Raw genomic sequence first — 17,131 nt, forward strand, 5'->3', positions numbered from 1 at the left:
GTCGCGAACGGTCGTGTCGGCGGCCCGGGGGCAGCCGTTCGCGCCGGATCGACGGGACGGGCTCAGCCCGCGGTGGCGCGGAAGTCGGCGAGCAGCGACAGCACGTGGGCGATCTGCTCGGGCCCGCGGACGCGGTAGGCGGCCGAGGTCGTGCCGGCGCCGCTCTTGACGCCGACGTCGCCGGTGCCGAGGACCGCGAAGGCGTCCTCGTCGGTGACGTCGTCGCCCGCGTAGAGCACGGCGGTCGCGCCGGTGTAGCGGCGCAGGTGCTGCACGGCCTCGCCCTTGGTGGTCGAGCGGACCGAGAACTCGAGCACGTTCTTGCCCTCGCGGACGGTGACGCCCTCGACCTCCGCGCGCGCCTCGGAGAGGGCGACGACGTGCGCGACGCGGCTGTGCCGGTCCGTCGCGAGGCGGGTGTGCAGGGCGAAGCCGGCCGGCTTGTCCTCGATCCAGACGTTGTCGATGCCGCGGGCGATGCCCTTCAGCACGTCCTCGAGCACGCCGACCTTCGCCAGCTCCGTCTCGTCGAGGCGGACGGCGTCGTCGCCCGGGTCCAGGCGGATCTCGATGCCGTGCGAGCCGACCAGCAGCGCCTCATCCGGCAGCTGCGCGACCTCCTCGAGGCTGCCGAGCGCGCGGCCGGAGACCAGCGCGACGCGGGTGCCGGGCAGCGCGAGCAGCCGGAGCACGGCCTCGCGCGCCTCGGGCAGGGCGCGGGCGCCCGCAGGGTCGTCGACCTCCGGGGCCAGCGTGCCGTCGAAGTCGAGCGCCACCAGCAGCCGTCCGGTCGCGGCGAGCTCGCGCAGCGCGGTGACGAGGCGGTCGGGCACGCCGGGCAGGTGCTCGCCGGGCGTCGGGGCGACGACGGTCATCGCGTCGCCTCCGCGTGGTCGCCGCGGGCCTCGTCGCGGCGGACGTCCTCGTGGTGCGCGTCCTCGGCCGCGCGACCGCGGACGCCGTCCTCGTGGTGCTCCGCCTCCTGGCCGAGCGGCGCCTCCTGGCCGCGCGCGGCCGGGTGCACGTCGAGCTGCTGGCCCGCGGCGTGCTCGCTCAGCGCGTCGAGGAAGCTGGCGGACCAGCGCGAGACGTCGTTCTCGAGCACGCGGCGGCGCAGCGCCCGCATCCGGCGGGTGCGCTCGGCGCGCGGCATCCGGGCCGCGCTCTCGATCGCGTCCTTGAGACCGGAGATGTCGTGCGGGTTGATCTGCACGGCCTGCTTCAGCTCGTCCGCGGCGCCGGTGAACTCGCTCAGCACGAGCACGCCGTCGTTGTCGAAGCGGGAGGCGACGTACTCCTTCGCGACCAGGTTCATCCCGTCGCGCAGCGCCGTCACCAGCATCACGTCGGCGGCGAGGTAGAGCGCCACCATCTCCTCGCGCGGGTAGCCGTGGTGCAGGTAGCTGATCGCCGGGTTGCCGATGGTGCCGTAGTCGCCGTTGATCCGGCCGACCTGCAGCTCGATGTCGTCCCGCAGGAGCTTGTAGGTCTCCACCCGCTCGCGGCTCGGGCTCGCGACCTGGACGAGCACCGCGTCCTTGGTGCTGAGGCGGCCGTCGGCGAGCAGCTCGCCGAACGCCTTGAGCCGGTGGCCGATGCCCTTGGTGTAGTCCAGGCGGTCGACGCCGAGCATGACCACCTCGGGGTCGCCCAGGTCGGAGCGGATCTGCCGCGCCCGCTCCTGGATCTCGGGGGTGCGCGCCATCGCCTCGAACGCGGCGGAGTCGATCGAGATCGGGAAGTGGCGGGCGACCACCGGGCGGACGCTGGCGCCGCGGCGCGAGCGGTTGACCCGGCGGGTGCCGTCGACCGCGTCGTCCTCGACGGGCACCTCGACGACGGTGCTGCGGGTGTCGTAGCCGAGCAGGCGGCGGACCGCGCGGAGGAAGCTGCCCGCGTCGCCCTGGCGCTGGAAGCCGATCACGTCGGCGCCCAGCAGGCCCTCGACGATCTGCTTGCGCCACGGGAGCTGGGCGAAGATGCCGTAGGGCGGGAACGGGATGTGGTTGAAGAAGCCGATCGTGACGTCCGGGCGCAGCTCGCGGAGCATCTTCGGCACCAGCTGCAGCTGGTAGTCCTGCACCCAGACGACGCCGTCCTGCTCCGTGACGGCGGCGGCGGCCTCGGCGAAGCGGCGGTTCACCCGGACGTAGGCGTCCCACCACTCGCGGTGGTAGGTGGGCGGCGCGATCACGTCGTGGTAGAGCGGCCAGAGGGTGTCGTTGGAGAAGCCCTCGTAGTAGTCCTCGAGCTCCTGGGCGCTGAGCGCGACCGGGACGATCTGCACGCCGTCGTTCTCGAACGGCGCGACCTCCTCGTCCGCGACGCCGGGCCAGCCGACCCAGGCGCCCTCGTTGGCGCGCATCACGGGCTCGAGCGCGGTGACCAGCCCGCCGGGCGAGGTCTTCCACGACGCGGTGCCGTCGGCGTCGACGACGCGGTCGACGGGGAGGCGGTTCGAGACCACCACGAACGCGTTGCGTGCGGTCGAGACGGGGGCGTCCGCGGTCGCGGTGTCCCGGTCGTCGGTGCTGTCGTCGGTGCTGTCCTCGAGGGGTGCGGGGGCGGAGGCGGAGTGCGGAGGAATGGTGGGTCCCGATCGTCGGTCGTGCCGTCTTCGTACCCGGGGAGGCTACCAGCCGCACTCGGACGGGGGCCGGGTCTCAGCCCTGAGCGAGAGCGAGCGCCAGCACCGCGCCGCCGACCGTCGGCACCACCGCGACGGCGCCGAGCAGCGCGTACTGCCGCCAGGAGATCGTCACGCCGAGCGCGGTCAGCCGCTGGTGCCAGAGCAGCGTGGCGAGCGAGGCCCACGGGGTGATCAGCGGCCCGGCGTTCACGCCGATCAGCAGGGCGACGAGGCGCACCGGATCGGCGGCGACCGGCTCGAGCGCGAGGTAGGCCGGCAGGTTGTCGACGAGGTTCGCGGCCACGACGCCGGAGCCCGCGAGCCGGAGCAGGTCGCCCACGCCGCTCCCGTCGCCCGCGACCACGGCGAGCGCCGCTCCGAGGCCGAGCTGGTGCGCAGCCTCCATCACGACGAAGAGACCGGACGCGAAGACGACCAACTGCCACGGCAGGAGCGAGACCTTCAGCGCGGATGGCCGCCGCACCGCGAAGAGCACGACGAGGGCGAGCGCCGCGACGGCCGCGGGGATCCACACCTCGAGCCCGGAGACGAGGGCGGGCAGCAGCAGCGCGACGACGACGCCGGCGCCGATCAGCAGGACGCGGTCCTCGACCGGGGTCCGCTCCCCCGTCCGGTAGCGGCCGGCGAGCTCGCGGCGGTAGCGGATCGCGAGCACGAGCACCGGGATCACGGCCGCGACGAGCGCGGGCGCGGCGGTCAGCGCGGCGAAGGCGAGCGGCCCGTCGACGCCGAGCCGCCTCTCTGCCAGGAGGTTGGTGAGGTTCGACACAGGGAGCAGCAGGGAGGCGCAGTTGGCGAGCCAGACGGTCGCCATCGCGAACGGCAGCGGCGACACCCGCACGTGCGCGGCGAGCAGCACGACGACCGGCGTGAGCAGCACGGCGGTGGTGTCGAGGGAGAGGAAGACGGTGCTGACGATCGCCATCGCGACCACGAGGAGCCAGAGCAGAGCGGTCCGCCCGCGGCCCCAGATCGCGGCCCGCTCGGCCACGACCGTGAAGACTCCGGCCTCGGACGCCAGCTCCGCCACCACGGTGACGGCGACCACGAAGGCGAGGATCGGCGCCGTGCGCTCGACCAGCTCGCCGAGCGCGTCCATCGGCAGGACCCCGGTGAGGGCGGCGATCGCGCCGAGCACGAGGAGCACCGCCCCGATCACAGCCGTGCGCATCTCGTATCCGTTCTCCTCGGTGCCCGCCGCGGCCCGGCGTCGAGCAGCGGTTCACCGTAGCGGGCGGAACCGGCGACGGAGCCGCCCGATGGCCGTCGGCGGTGTCAACCGTTGGGAGGGAAGCGGGCCGCACCGCTAGCGTCGTGGTGAACACAGGAGGCAATCGATGCGCAAGTTCATTCTCAATTCCAGCGTCATCAGCGCGATCGTCGGAGGCTGGTCCATCCTGCAGACGACGCGCAAGGGTCCGCGCGACTGGCGGCTGGCCCTGCAGTGGGTCAGCTGGGCGATCGCGCTCGCGGTCGCCATCGGCTCGGTCTCCTACGACTCGAAGGAGCTCGTCAAGGAGCAGAACGGTAAGAAGCGCGACCGCTGACCGCCGCACCCCTCTGACACGCCGCGTGCCCTGGGCCGCGGCGTGTCAGCGCGCTCCGGCGCCCTCGCCCCGGGACACTGGAGACTCAGCACGCGGCACGGGAAACGGGGTTCGTCATGAGGTTTCGTCTGAGGCGCCGCCAACCGGCCCCCGAGGTCGTCGCGGCCCCCGCGCTCACGCAGGACCAGCTCTTCGCCGTCGTGCACGAGCGCCTCTCCGCCTTCGTCGGCGCCGAGGGCGCCTGGGTCGTCACCCGGCGCAGCCACGACGACCGCGACCCGATCTTCCACGGGATGCTCGCCCGCTCGCTCGCCCACGAGCTGTCCGCCGCGATCCAGTCCGAGCAGCTGCGCGCCGGCGTCGAGGCCACCGCGAACCCGGTCACCTCCGCCATCCCCGTGATGCGCGCCTCCACTCCCCCCGTCACCGCGGAGCCGGCCGCCCCCGTTGTCGAGCCCGCCGCCCTCACCTGGGACCCGAAGCCGATCGCCGTCTGGGCCGAGCCCGACGCCGCGTCCGTCGCGACCTCCGCCGACGCCACCCGCTGACCCGAGGGTCCCCTGCCTGCTGAGCCCGTCGGGTCTCGATACGCCGCTCCGCGGCTGCTCGACCAGCATGTGCTGCGTCAGAGCGCGTCGAGGATGTCGTTCTTCAGCGCCTCCGCGCGGGGTCCGAAGACCGCCTGGACGTTCTCGCCCACCTCGAGCACACCGGCCGCCCCGAGCGCCTTCAGCCGCGCCTGATCGACCAGCGAGCGGTCGCCGACCTCGACGCGCAGGCGCGTGATGCACGCGTCGACGTGGACGAGGTTGCCGCGCCCGCCGAAGGCCGCGATGAGCGACTCGGCCTCGGACTCCGGCGGGTCGTTCGTGACGGGGGTCGGCTCCGGCGCTTCGACAGCGGCGGAATCGCCCTCGTCCACGCCGGAGACGACGTCCTCGCGCCCGGGAGTGCGCAGGTTCCACCTCGTGATCACGAGCCGGAACAGCAGGTAGTAGACGACGGAGTACACGACTCCCATCACCACGAGCAGCCCGACGTTCTTCGCGGCGGGCGCCGTGCCGTAGAGAAGCAGGTCGACGAGCCCGGCGGAGAACGAGAAGCCGAGGTGGACGTCGAGGAGGTCCGCGAAGGCGAGGGACAGACCGGTCAGCACGGCGTGCACGACGTAGAGCGGGAACGCCGCGAACATGAACGCGAACTCCAGCGGCTCCGTGATGCCGGTGAGGAAGGCGGTCAGGCCGGCCGCACCGAGGATGCCGATCGCGGCGGCGCGCTGCGAGCGGTTCGACACGTGGATCATCGCCAGCGCCGCCGCCGGGAGTCCGAACATGAGCACCGGGTAGAAGCCCGACGTGAGCGCGCCCGCCGTCGGGTCCCCCGCGGCGAAGCGGGTCAGCTCCCCCGTGACGACACCGCCGTCGGCGTTCGTGTACGAGCCCTGGAGGAACCAGACGTACGAGTTGAGGATGTGGTGCAGCCCGAGGGGGATCAGCATCCGGTTGGCGAAGCCGTAGACGAAGGCGCCGAGCGCCCCGGTGCCGCCGATGAAGGCTCCGAGACCGGTGAGGCCGGACTCGAAGACCGGGTAGAACCAGCTGAGACCGAAGCCGACGACGAGGCACGCGAGCGAGACGACGATCGGGACGAACCGCCGGCCGCTGAAGAAACCGAGGGAGGCGGGGAGCTGAACGGTGTGGAACCGGTCGAACAGCACGGCCGTGAGCAGACCGACCACGATCCCGCCGAAGACGCTGTAGTCGATCTGCGCCTGGTCGCCGGCGGCCGTCGTCCGCCCCGCCAGGACGATCGGCGACAGGACGGTGAAGACCTTCGCGAGCACGAGGTGGCCGACGACGGCCGCGAGCGCGGTCGAGCCGTCCGGCTTCCTGGTGAAGCCGATGGCGACGCCGACGGCGAACAGCAGCGGCAGGTTCTCGAAGAGGGCGCCGCCCGCCGCGCTCATGGCCGTGAAGAACGGGCCCAGGACGGGCACGTCGATCCGCCCGAGCAGGTCCGGCTGCCCGATCCGGAGGAGGAGCCCCGCCGCGGGCAGGACCGCGATCGGGAGCATCAGGCTCTTGCCGAGGCGCTGCAGTCCGGCGAAGCCGCGGACGGCCGGGCGACGGCGCGAGACGGGCGCGCTCCCGGGGCGGGCGGTCATGCGGAGAGCAGAGGGTCGCCGGCGAGGACGGACGCGCCGTCCGCCGCGAGGACGTCGACGTGGTCCGCCGTGCACTCCAGCACGACGACGGGGACGACGGGCGGGAGTCCCGCGGCGACGATCGCGGGGACGTCGTAGGCCAGGACGGGAGTCCCCGCCTCGACACGGTCGCCCTTGGCGGCGAGGATCGTGAATCCGACGCCCTTCAGCCGCACCGTGTCGATCCCGAGATGGACGAGCACCGCCCGACCGCCGTCCGCGACGACCACGAACGCGTGCGGCAGGACCTGGAGCAGGATCCCGCGGACCGGGGACACCACCTCGACGGCCTCAGCAGGAGGCTCGATCGCGACCCCCGCTCCCATCACGCCGGCCGCGAAGAGCGGGTCGGGGACGGCCGAGAGGGGCACGGCGCGCCCGGCGAGTGGGGACAGGACGACGACCACGGAGACTCCCTCGAACCGGAGACCGGCTCGTGCTCACCACCGGTCGCCGATCACAGTAGGTCGGCGCGGAGCCCGGCCGAGCTGTGGCGCGAAACGCCCTGCGCGCCTGCCGACGGGTCTCGATACGCCGCTGCGCGGCTACTCGACCAGCATGAACTCCCCTGCTGATCGATCAGCACTGCAGAGGGCGTCTCCGCTTCACGCGGATCGAGTAGCCCTCGCAGAGGGCGTATCGAGATCCCGCGCGCTCAGACGGTCGGCCAGCTCTCCGGGCCCTCGCTGCCGGCCGGGTACTCGTCCAGCGGCACGTCGTCGGCGCGCCAGGCGTCGATCGCCGGCTGGACGATCCGCCAGCACTCCTCGGCCGCGTCGCCGCGGACCGACAGCGACGGGTCGTCGTCGAGGATCCCCGAGATGACCTCGCCGTAGGCCAGCAGCTCCCCCGCCCCGAAGGTCGCCTCGAGCGATGCGCGCTCGAGCGTGTAGGGGTCGCCGGGGCCGTTGATGTTCAGCTCGAGCGCCATCTGGTCCGGCGCGAGGAAGAGCCGCAGCACCGACGCCTCCGCCGTCCCGTGGAAGCCGGCCGGCAGGTGCGGCACCGGCTTGAAGCGGATGACGATCTCGCGCCGCCGCTCCCCCAGCGCCTTGCCCGAGCGCAGCGTGAACGGCACTCCCGCCCAGCGCCAGGTGTCGATCTCGACGGTCAGCTCGGCCAGCGTCTCGGTCTTGCGCGCGGGGTCGACGCCCTTCTCGTCCGCGTAGGCCGGCAGCTGGCGTCCGTCGACCGAGCCGGCGGCGTAGCGCGCCCGCCGCGAGCTCGCGGTCAGGTCCTCGCCCGCCAGCCGCGTCGCGCGCAGGACGATGCCCTTGGCATCGCGCAGGTCCGCCGCGTCCAGCGTCGACGGCGGCTCCATCGCGACGACCGCGAGCACCTGCAGCAGGTGGCTCTGGATCATGTCGATCAGCGCGCCGGCGCCGTCGTAGTAGCCGGCCCGCCCCTCCAGGCCCAGCTGCTCGTCGTAGACGATCGCGACGCTCTCGATGTGCTCCGCGGACCACAGCGGCTCGAGGATCCGGTTCGCGAAGCGCAGCCCGAGCAGGTTCATCACCGTCGCGCGGCCGAGGAAGTGGTCGACGCGGTGCACGCGATCCTCGGGGACGAGGGCGGCGACGCGCGCGTTCAGATCGCGGGCGCTCTCCTCGTCGGTGCCGAAGGGCTTCTCGAGCGCGAGCACGGTCCCCTCCGGCAGGTCGTGCGCGGCGAGCGCGTCGCAGGCCTTCGCCGCGACGGCGGGCGGCAGGGCGAAGTAGATCGCGACCGGGCCCTCGCAGCTCGCGAGCAGCGCGGCGAGCGCCTCCGGATCCGTCACGTCCACCTGCTGGTACCGGGTCCCCGACACGAGGGCCTCGATGCCGGCGCCCGAGGCCGTCTCGGTCGCGAACGACGTGGTCACCACCTGGTGCCAGTGCTCCTGCGTCCAGTCCTCCTGACCGGCGCCGACGAGGTGCAGGCGGCGATCGGGCTCGCGGGTCAGGAGCTGACCGACAGCGGGCAGGAGGAGGCGGGCGGACAGGTCCCCCGTCGCACCGAGGATGAGCAGCGTGGAGACCGACTGAGGCATGCGCCACACCCTACGGCGCCCCCGCCGACGGTTTCCCGGCCTTGACGGGGGCGCGCCCCGGTCGGTGGTCCTCGGACCTCGCAGGAGCGCCCAGCGTTCTGCTGCCAGGATCAGCGCATGGTCTCCCCGATCGAGGACTACGCCGTCCTCTCCGACTGCCGCACCGCCGCTCTCGTCTCCCGCGACGGCGGCATCGACTGGCTCTGCCTCCCCCGCTTCGACTCCGCCTCGATCTTCGGCGCGCTCCTCGGCGGTGACGACCAGGGCCGCTGGTCGCTGCGGCCGGTGGACGCGGAGGCGACCGTCGAGCGGCACTACCTCGGCGACACCCTCGCGCTCGTCACCACCTGGACCACCGCGACCGGCGTCGTCGAGGTCACCGACATCATGCCGCTGCGCGACGACCGGGCCGAGCTCGTGCGCCGCGTCCGCGGCGTCTCCGGCACAGTGCGGATGCGGCAGGAGCTGCGGATCCGGTTCGACTACGCCCGCACGCTGCCGTGGGTGCGCCAGGAGGGGACGGACGAGGATCCGCTGCTCGTCGCCGTCGCCGGCCCGGACGCGGTCGTCGTCCGCGGCGTGCGCCTCTCGGCGACCGATCACGTGCACGCGGCCGAGTTCGACACGGCGCCCGGCGAGACGGTCGACCTGTCGATGGCCTGGTTCCCCTCGCACCAGCGCGCCCCGAAGGTGCTCGACGTCGACAAGGCGATCGAGCGCACCGTCCGCTGGTGGACGGAGTGGGCGGGCGCGATCCGCTACGACGGCCCCTACCGCGAGGCCGTGGTCCGCTCGCTGCTCACCCTCCGCGCCCTCACCGACGACCAGACCGGCGGCATCGTCGCCGCCGCGACCACGTCGCTCCCCGAGGAGTTCGGCGGCAGCCGCAACTGGGACTACCGCTACGTCTGGCTCCGTGACGCCTCCCTCACCCTCGAAGCCCTGCTCGCGCACGGCTTCGAGAAGGAGGCGCAGAAGTGGCGCGCCTGGCTGCTCCGCGCCGTCGCCGGAGCCCCCGAGGACGTCCAGATCATGTACGGCCTCGCCGGCGAGCGCGACCTGGCCGAGCGGGAGATGCCGAGCCTGCCCGGCTACGACGGCGCCTCGCCCGTCCGGATCGGCAACGCGGCCGTCGACCAGTACCAGGCCGACGTCATCGGCGAGGTGATGGTCGCCCTGCACGAGGCGCGCGCCGCCGGAGTGGACGAGACCGAGTTCTCCTGGCCGCTGCAGCGCGCGCTGCTCGGCTTCGTCGAGAGCAACTGGCAGCGGCCCGACAACGGCATCTGGGAGATCCGCGGCGAGCCGAGGCACTTCACCCACTCCCGGGTGATGATCTGGGCGGCGCTGGACCGCGGCGTCCGCGCGGTCCGCGAGCACGGCCTCGACGGTCCGGTCGAGACCTGGGAGCGGCTGCGCGACACCGTCCGCGCCGAGATCGAGGAGCAGGGCTTCGACGCCGAGCGAGGCCACTACGTGCAGTCCTACGGCTCCAGCGAGGTCGACGCCTCCCTGCTCGTCCTGCCGATGGTCGGCTTCGTCGCCGCCGACGACCCGCGGATGCTCGGCACGGTCGCCGAGCTCGAGCGGGCGCTGATGCACGACGGCCTGCTGCACCGCTACCGGACGGAGTCCTCGGTCGACGGCCTGGCCGGCGGCGAGCATCCGTTCCTCGCCTGCTCGTTCTGGCTGGTCAGCCAGTACGCCGCCTCCGGCCGCCTCGACGACGCCCGGACGCTGATGGACCGCCTCGTCGGGCTCAGCAACGACGTCGGGCTGCTCTCGGAGGAGTACGACGTCGAGAACCGCCGCCACGCGGGCAACACCCCGCAGGCGCTCTCGCACCTCGCGCTGGTCCAGGCCGCCGACGCGATCGCGGCGCACCGGTGAGCGCCCGGCGTGCCGCGCCGCGTCGGCGCCGCCCTCTCCGGATCGTCCTGCTGAGCCTGGGCGGGCTCGTCGCGGTCGCCGTCCTCGCCTTCCTGACCTGGTCCTCGATCGTGATGGGCCCGGACGCCGAGGCCCTCGCCCGTGTCGACGCGGATCCCGCGGTCGCCGTCGAGCGCACCGACACCGCGATCGTGCTGACGCCGACCGACGACGCCGGCACCGCCCTCGACGGGGTCGGGCTCGTCTTCGTCCCGGGTGCCAAGGTCGACGCCGCCGCCTACGAGGCGACCCTCGCGCCGCTCGTCGAGGCCGGCGCGAGCGTGGTGATCACCCGGCCGATCCTCAACCTGGCCTTCTTCGACCTCCGCTCGCTCGAGAGCTTCACCGCGCAGGCCGGCGGCGTCGACGAGTGGCTGGTCGGCGGCCACTCCCTCGGCGGCGTGAAGGCCTGCCAGTGGGGCGAGGACCCCGAGGTCGCGGGTCTCGTGCTCTTCGGCAGCTACTGCGCGAACGACCTCTCCGCGTCGGCGCTGCCGGTGCTGAGCGTGAGCGGCTCGGAGGACGGCCTGAGCACCCCGGAGAAAGTCGCGGCGGCGAGCGACCAGCTGCCCGCCGACGCGCGCTTCGTCGAGATCGACGGCGCCAACCACGCCGACTTCGGCTGGTACGGCCCGCAGCCGGGCGACGGCACCGCCACGATCAGCCACGAGGAGGCCGACGCGCGGATCGCCGAGGCGCTGCTCGCCTTCGCGTCCGACCAGGCCTGATCCGGGCCCGGCCGCGGCCGCGCTCAGTCGCGCGGGCGGCCGTCGCGGTCGGGCGTCTCGCGCAGGTCGATCAGGCCGGTGAAGAGCGCGCCGCGCTCGTTCGACTGCTGGTCGCCCGAGAACAGGTTGTCCGGCGCCGAGCGGGTGCGGCTGCGCGGTACGGGCGCGGTGCCCGCCTCCTCGTGCTGCATCTCGACGCGCTGGCGCGGCAGGGCGATCGGGTCGCTCTCGTGCAGCCAGGTGACCAGCCGCTCACGGACGTAGCAGCGCAGGTCGAACAGCGTCGGCGCGTCCTTCGCGGTGACGAGCACGCGGATGCGGACGTAGCCGCCGACCGCGTCGGTCACCTGCAGGACGCCCACCCGGTGATCCCAGAGCTCGGTCTCCTCGAGGATGCGGTGCAGCTCGGTGCGCATCTCCTCGGGGCGCACGCGCCAGTCGAGGTCGAGCTCGACGGCGCCGAGCAGCTCGGAGCCGGTGCGGGTCCAGTTCTGGAACGGCTGCGTCGTGAAGTAGTTGGTCGGCAGCACCAGGCGGCGGTCGTCCCAGAGGTGCACGACCACGTAGGTCAGCGTGATCTCCTCGATCCGCCCCCACTCGTTCTCGACGATGACCACGTCGTCCAGGCGGATCGCGTCGCTGAAGGCGAGCTGCATCCCCGCGAAGATGTTGGTCAGGCTCGACTGCGCCGCGAGACCGGCGACGATCGAGAGCACACCGGCGGAGGCGAGCAGGGACGCCCCGGCGGTCCGCGCCTCGGGGAAGGTCAGCAGCGAGGCGCCGATCGCGATCACGACGACGGCTGCGACGGCCACGCGCCGGATGATCGTCATCTGCGTGCGCAGGCGCCGCGCCCGCCGGTTGTCGGCGGTGTCGGTGCGGTAGCGCTCCGCGCCGAGGTCCTCGAGGAAGACGAAGGTCGCGCCGACCAGCCAGGCGGCGGCGCCGATCGTGGCGATCTGGAAGATCCGGTCGACGAGCCCCGGCCAGGTGTCGCCGGAGACGGTCGCGGCGAGCGCGGCCCAGACGGCGATGGTGAGCAGCAGCACGCGGAACGGGATGCGCACCCGGCGGATCAGCAGCCGCGCCCAGGTCTTGCGCTTGCCGATCGAGCGGATGATCAGGGCCACGACCGCGGTCACGACGACGGCGATCACGACGGCGATCAGGACGGCGAGGGCGATGGAGCCGACTTCTTGCAGGGCGTCTTCGGGCACGGCGGTCCTTTCGGGAGGGGGACGGGCGCGCACCATCGAGCGGATCGGACGAAGAGGGCAGCCTCCCACGGACGAGGCGGGGAGCGCAGGGAGCGCAGCCGCACGTTGCGGGGATGCCCAGGCGGAGAGCGGCGGCGTCGCGCGCTCCGCAAACGACGAAACGCCCGCCGGAGTGGCGGGCGTCTCGAGTGGTGCACCCCCTCGGACTTGAACCGAGAACCCACTGATTAAGAGTCAGTTGCTCTGCCGATTGAGCTAGAGGTGCGTGGTGACCGGCGAATCGTGCGTGCCGAACCGAGGGATCACATTACCAGCGCCCACCCCCGTTTCGTCAAATCGACACTCGGACACCCCGCTCGCTGCCGATCGAGCAGTCCGCGCCTCATGCTGATCGAGCAGTCCGCGCCTCATGCTGATCGAGCAGCCCGCGCAGCGGGCCTATCGAGATCCACCGGGTCCGGACGGCCGGTCGCCATAACCCGTCCCTCGGAGGCGGAGGGTCTCGATACGCCCCTCCGGGGCTGCTCGACCAGCATGCAGTGCGCCCCTCCGGAGCTGCTCGAGCAGCAGGGAGACGCGCGTCCACACCGCGCTGGCACCAGGCCATCGGCGGGGTCGCTCAGTATCGTGGACGCGTGACCCTCGACGACGACCTCCGCCTCGCCCTCCGCCTCGCCGACGCCGCCGACGCGATCTCGCGCGAGCGCTTCCTCGCGCTCGACCTCGTCGTGGACACCAAGCCCGACAGCACGCCCGTCTCGGACGCCGATCGGGCCGTCGAGGAGGCGATCCGCGCGATCCTCGCCGCCGAGCGCCCCGACGACGCGATCCTCGGCGAGGAGTTCGGCACCTCCGGCGACGCCGCTCGGCAGTGGATCCTCGACCCGATCGACGGGACGGCGCACTTCGTCCGCGGCGTCCCGATCTGGGCGACGCTGATCGCTCTCGCGATCGACGGCGTCCCGGTGGTCGGCGTCGTCTCGGCCCCCGCCCTCGGCAAGCGCTGGTGGGCCTCGAAGGGCTCCGGCGCCTGGGTCGACGAGAGCCGGGCTCCCCTGGGCAGCCTCGACCTGCCGGACGGCCTGCGCGGCGTGCTGGTCGCCCCCGCCGCGGAGGAGCCGCGCCGCCTGCAGGTCTCGCGCGTCGCCTCCCTCGCCGACGCCACCTTCAGCTTCAACAGCATCCAGCAGTGGGACGGCGCCGGCCGGCTCGAGCAGCTGCTGGAGCTCGCCCGCACGGTCTGGCGCGACCGGGCCTACGGCGACGCCTGGCCCTACATGCTCGTCGCCGAGGGCCTCATCGACGGCGCCGGCGAGTTCGACGTGAAGCCCTACGACCTCGCCGCCCTGGTGCCGATCGTGCAGGAGGCGGGCGGCCGCTTCACCTCGGCCGACGGCGAGGACGGCCCCTGGCACGGGAGCGCCGTCGCGACGAACGGCCACCTGCACGACGAGGTCCTCGCGATCGCCGCCCGCCGATGAGCCGGCGCCGCTCGGCTCTCCTCGCCGCGGTGCTCCTCGCGGCCTCCCTGCCGCTCGCGGCGTGCTCCTCGGTCGTCGGCTCCGGCGGACCCGACGCGGTGCGCGACGAGACGGGAGCGGTCGTGACCGCGGGCACGGTCGACCCCTTCTCGATCGCCAAGGGCGACTGCCTCCAGGAGCCGGACGACGACCGCGTCGCCGACGTCGAGGCCGTCCCCTGCGCCGAATCGCACGATCTCGAGGTCTTCCACGTCTTCGCGCAGCCCGGCGACGACTACACGAGCCGCAACACCCTGCTCGCCCAGGCGGACGCGGGGTGCGAGCCCGAGTTCGGGGCCGTGATGAGCATCGCCTACGGCGACTCCGCCCTCGAGTACCGCAGCTTCGTGCCGTCCGAGGTCAGCTGGCGGCACGGCGACCGCGCGATCCTCTGCGCCGTCTTCGACCCGGCGACCGGAGCGAGCACCGGCAGCCTCTTCGGTGCCGCGCGCTGAGGCGGGAGGCCGGTGCCCCGGCCGACGCGGTCAACCCCCTCCGCCCGTCGTTTGACAGCACCGCAGCGCGCGCGCATCGTGGGAGCACGGTCGGACACGGCCGACCAACGGCTCGGGGGCGCCGCGATGCGCTTCAGGAGTCGGCTATGCACGAGCACGCGGGAGACACCCCGGAGAGCCCCGAGCCGGAGCGATCGGCGACGACGGAGCACGTGCTCCGCCCGGCGGACACCCTCTTCACCCGCCTGCAGCAGCAGAGCGCGCTGCTCGCCGCCGCCGAGGCACTGGCCGGATCGTCCGACGACGCGGTCCGGCGCTGGGGCCGGCTGGTGCACGACTACGCGCTGATCTCCGACCGGGTGGTGTCGGTGCACGGCGACGCCGAGGAGGCCGTGCTCGGCTGGCTGAAGCCCCGCGGCGTCGTCGCCCTGCTCGTGACGGAGGACTGCGTCGACGACCACGCGGTCGAGCACCTGGCAGCGGCCCTCGGGGCGATGAACGCAGTGACGCTGACCGTGGACGGAGAGCGCTCCGACCGCCTCGCGCCCCTCACGAGCACACTCGAGCGGCTCCTGCCGAGCGCGTTCGCGGAGCTGCGCATCGATGCCGAGGCGCGCTACCCGGTGGGGGCGACGGCGGCGGTCCTCACGCGGCAGCACCTCTACCGGGCCTGGACTCCGCCGCTGACGCTGGACGCGCCCACGGGTGGGGACGTCCGCGACGACGACGAGCGCCTGGCGCTGCTGACCCTCTACGGGCGGGTCCGTCAGCTCGACGTCCGGCCGGAGTGACCGGACCGGCGCAGCATCCGTACCGTGCAGCATCCGTACCGTGCTGCATCCGTACCGTGCAGCAGCAGCCCCGTGGAGCAGCCGCTGCGGCGGGAGCGCGTCCTCCTCGTGTGCGACGACGACCGGTGGTGGAGATGGGGGGAATCGAACCCCCGTCCATCGCTGTGATTCTGCGCCTTCTACGGGTGTAGCCAGTGAGAGCGTTCTGCTCGGCCCCGACCGTTACCACTGGCGCATCGGTCGACGGGCCCAGCCCGAGTGCAAGTCCCGCGTCGCCCTCAGGCGTAACGACGCAGCAAGTCCTCTAGATGACGCCAGGATCCGGGGCGAGGACGCACCCACGGGCTGACGGACTATCTACTCTGGCTTAGGCAGCGAGAGCGAAGTCGGTGCGCTTCTGTTCGGCACCTGTGTTTTTCAGAGATCGTTAACGAGATAACCCTGAATCCTCGACCCGCTTCTCGCAGTTTCGCAGGCGATGTCGAAACCGATCATCCCCGCGAGCACTCGCCGGCCGATGGCCGGGTGGAGTGGGTCGTCGTCGCACACTGTGGAGTTACGAGGCAAGAGTCTACCTCGTCGAGCGGGCCGTGACCCGTCGACGGCGCAGATCGAGCAGTCCGAGCACCAGCGCCAGCGCGATCAGCCCGAGGGTGACGAAGTAGCCGTTGCGGAAGGCGTCGTGGTACTGGTCGAGTCCCTCGGCCATCCCGGCCTCGCTGGCGAGAGTGGCGAAGAACACCGCCGAGGCGCAGGCCGTGCCCACCGCCGTGCCGACGCGCTGCCCGAGCTGGCCGACCGAGCCCGCGACGCCGCCCTGCTCGGGCGAGATCTCGGCCAGCGTCAGGGTCTGGTTCGGCGAGACGACGAAGCCGCCGCCCGCGCCGGCGACGAGCATCGCCGCGCCCATCCCGTAGGCGGCCGTCTCGGCCGGCAGCAGCTCGGCGGCCAGCAGCACGAGGGTGAAGCCGATCACGACGAGCACGATGCCCAGCACGACGAGGGCGCGGCCGTAGCGCTGGACGAGCTTGCCGCCGTACCAGGCGGTCACCGCGGAGCTGAGGGCGAACGGGATGCTCACCATGCCCGCGAACACGGGCGCGAGGCCGAGGCCCTGCTGGAGGAAGAGCGTGGTCAGCAGGAAGGTCGCCGGGATGGCCGCGAAGTAGGAGGTCGCGACCAGGATCCCGTTGCGGTACGAGCTGGTGCGGAAGATCCGGAAGTCGATGACCGGGGTGCGGTCCTTCGCGGCGTAGTGCGCCTCCCACTTCACGAAGGCGTACGCGGCGACGACCGCGAGCAGCAGCCAGAACCAGCGGAACGGCGAGTCCGTCGAGGCGCCGGTGGTCAGCAGGAACGGCAGCATGAAGGCGAAGATCGTGACGCCCAGCAGGAGCAGCCCGACCGGATCGAGCGAGGTGTCGCCCTGCGGGGTCCGCTGCACCTTCGGCAGCAGCTTCCAGGCGAAGACGAGGGCGGCGATGCCGAGCGGGATGTTCATCCAGAACAGCAGGCGCCAGCCGTCCTGCTCGCCGCCGATCGCGATCAGCAGACCGCCCAGCGTCGGGCCGAAGGCCGTGGAGAGCCCGATCACGGCGCCGAAGACACCGAAGGCGCGGGCCCGCGCCGCCCCGGTGAACAGCTGCTGCACCAGGCCGAGCACCTGGGGCATCTGGATGCCGGCGGCGACGCCCTGGACGAAGCGGGCGACCACGAGCAGCTCGATGGTCGGCGCCACGGCGCAGAGCAGGCTCGCGAGGGTGAACGCGGTGAGCCCGACGAGGAACAGCAGTCGCCGCGACTTGATGTCGCCGAGCCGACCCGACGGCACGAGCGAGAGGCCGAACGCGAGCGCGTAGCCCGCCACGATCAGCTGCAGCTGGCTCGGGTCCGCCGAGAGCGACTTCTCGATCGAGGGCAGCCCCACGTTGACCTTGGACAGGTCGAGGATCGTGAAGGCGGCGACGGAGACCGCGACGGCGAAAGCCCGCCAGCGCGTCCTCTCCTCCGCGGCGGTGGTCGGCGCGTCGGGAGCGTTGTCGGGAGAGGTCACGACGTCCAG

The 17,131-nt window shown here is 72.8% G+C and carries 15 protein-coding genes, 1 tRNA gene and 1 other RNA gene; 7 read left to right on the forward strand and 10 right to left on the reverse strand.

The features are described 5' to 3' along the window. Nucleotides 1-62 precede the first annotated feature (62 nt). The 3 genes from otsB to GTU73_RS14165 form a co-directional block, all read right to left on the reverse strand. The gene (gene otsB, locus GTU73_RS14155) at nt 63-875 is read right to left on the reverse strand and encodes a trehalose-phosphatase (protein WP_160090359.1); all 813 of its coding nucleotides are present in this window, start codon (nt 873-875) and stop codon (nt 63-65) included. Beyond that, entirely contained in the window at nt 872-2,470 is a 1,599-nt protein-coding gene (locus GTU73_RS14160; RefSeq protein ID WP_160090360.1) for a trehalose-6-phosphate synthase, read from the reverse strand. Before GTU73_RS14160 ends, otsB begins: the two co-directional genes overlap by 4 nt. A 193-nt stretch (nt 2,471-2,663) precedes the next feature. Beyond that, nucleotides 2,664-3,821 carry an SLC13 family permease gene (locus GTU73_RS14165; protein WP_160090361.1) on the reverse strand — a complete coding sequence of 386 codons (1,158 nt, stop codon included), beginning with the start codon at nt 3,819-3,821 and terminating at the stop codon, nt 2,664-2,666. A gap of 166 nt (nt 3,822-3,987) precedes the next feature. Between GTU73_RS14165 and GTU73_RS14170 the strand changes: the two genes are divergently transcribed. After that, on the forward strand, nt 3,988-4,197 hold the full coding sequence (locus GTU73_RS14170) for a hypothetical protein (protein WP_123447985.1): 210 nt from the start codon (nt 3,988-3,990) through the stop codon (nt 4,195-4,197). A gap of 116 nt (nt 4,198-4,313) precedes the next feature. Beyond that, the gene (locus GTU73_RS14175) at nt 4,314-4,745 is read left to right on the forward strand and encodes a hypothetical protein (RefSeq protein WP_160090362.1); all 432 of its coding nucleotides are present in this window, start codon (nt 4,314-4,316) and stop codon (nt 4,743-4,745) included. 77 nt (nt 4,746-4,822) lie between these two features. Here GTU73_RS14175 and GTU73_RS14180 read toward each other — a convergent pair whose 3' ends face one another. From GTU73_RS14180 to GTU73_RS14190, 3 genes are all read right to left on the reverse strand, one after another. Beyond that, on the reverse strand, nt 4,823-6,361 hold the full coding sequence (locus GTU73_RS14180) for a PTS transporter subunit EIIC (protein WP_160090363.1): 1,539 nt from the start codon (nt 6,359-6,361) through the stop codon (nt 4,823-4,825). After that, entirely contained in the window at nt 6,358-6,807 is a 450-nt protein-coding gene (locus GTU73_RS14185) for a PTS glucose transporter subunit IIA (protein ID WP_160090364.1), read from the reverse strand. Before GTU73_RS14185 ends, GTU73_RS14180 begins: the two co-directional genes overlap by 4 nt. A gap of 248 nt (nt 6,808-7,055) precedes the next feature. After that, nucleotides 7,056-8,429, reverse strand: a complete 1,374-nt coding sequence (locus GTU73_RS14190) for a glucose-6-phosphate dehydrogenase (RefSeq protein WP_167306051.1) — start codon at nt 8,427-8,429, stop codon at nt 7,056-7,058. Between the two features lie 117 nt (nt 8,430-8,546). Between GTU73_RS14190 and GTU73_RS14195 the strand changes: the two genes are divergently transcribed. Continuing rightward, nucleotides 8,547-10,319: a glycoside hydrolase family 15 protein gene (locus GTU73_RS14195; protein ID WP_160090366.1), complete on the forward strand. Its 1,773-nt coding sequence runs from the start codon at nt 8,547-8,549 to the stop codon at nt 10,317-10,319. Beyond that, nucleotides 10,316-11,086, forward strand: a complete 771-nt coding sequence (locus GTU73_RS14200) for an alpha/beta hydrolase (RefSeq protein WP_160090367.1) — start codon at nt 10,316-10,318, stop codon at nt 11,084-11,086. Before GTU73_RS14195 ends, GTU73_RS14200 begins: the two co-directional genes overlap by 4 nt. Before the next feature lie 23 nt (nt 11,087-11,109). On the opposite strand, the gene GTU73_RS14205 is transcribed toward GTU73_RS14200, so the two are convergent. Both GTU73_RS14205 and GTU73_RS14210 read right to left on the reverse strand, forming a co-directional pair. Next, complete coding sequence (locus tag GTU73_RS14205) at nt 11,110-12,303, reverse strand: mechanosensitive ion channel domain-containing protein (RefSeq protein ID WP_244231644.1); 1,194 nt, start codon at nt 12,301-12,303, stop codon at nt 11,110-11,112. Between the two features lie 189 nt (nt 12,304-12,492). Continuing rightward, nucleotides 12,493-12,568: transfer RNA gene (locus GTU73_RS14210), tRNA-Lys, on the reverse strand. Between the two features lie 370 nt (nt 12,569-12,938). On the opposite strand from GTU73_RS14210, the gene GTU73_RS14215 reads away from it, so the two are divergent. From GTU73_RS14215 to GTU73_RS14225, 3 genes are all read left to right on the forward strand, one after another. Further along, entirely contained in the window at nt 12,939-13,784 is an 846-nt protein-coding gene (locus tag GTU73_RS14215; RefSeq protein ID WP_160090369.1) for an inositol monophosphatase family protein, read from the forward strand. Beyond that, nucleotides 13,781-14,278 carry a septum formation family protein gene (locus tag GTU73_RS14220; protein WP_160090370.1) on the forward strand — a complete coding sequence of 166 codons (498 nt, stop codon included), beginning with the start codon at nt 13,781-13,783 and terminating at the stop codon, nt 14,276-14,278. Before GTU73_RS14215 ends, GTU73_RS14220 begins: the two co-directional genes overlap by 4 nt. Before the next feature lie 146 nt (nt 14,279-14,424). After that, the gene (locus tag GTU73_RS14225) at nt 14,425-15,069 is read left to right on the forward strand and encodes a hypothetical protein (RefSeq protein ID WP_160090371.1); all 645 of its coding nucleotides are present in this window, start codon (nt 14,425-14,427) and stop codon (nt 15,067-15,069) included. A gap of 126 nt (nt 15,070-15,195) precedes the next feature. Here GTU73_RS14225 and ssrA read toward each other — a convergent pair. Next, nucleotides 15,196-15,568: a transfer-messenger RNA gene (ssrA, locus tag GTU73_RS14230) on the reverse strand. Nucleotides 15,569-15,640: 72 nt separating this feature from the next. Continuing rightward, nucleotides 15,641-17,122: an MFS transporter gene (locus GTU73_RS14235; protein WP_167306052.1), complete on the reverse strand. Its 1,482-nt coding sequence runs from the start codon at nt 17,120-17,122 to the stop codon at nt 15,641-15,643. Between the last annotated feature and the right edge of the window lie 9 nt (nt 17,123-17,131).

Source organism: Rathayibacter sp. VKM Ac-2804, from assembly GCF_009866655.1.
GTDB lineage: Bacteria > Actinomycetota > Actinomycetes > Actinomycetales > Microbacteriaceae > Rathayibacter.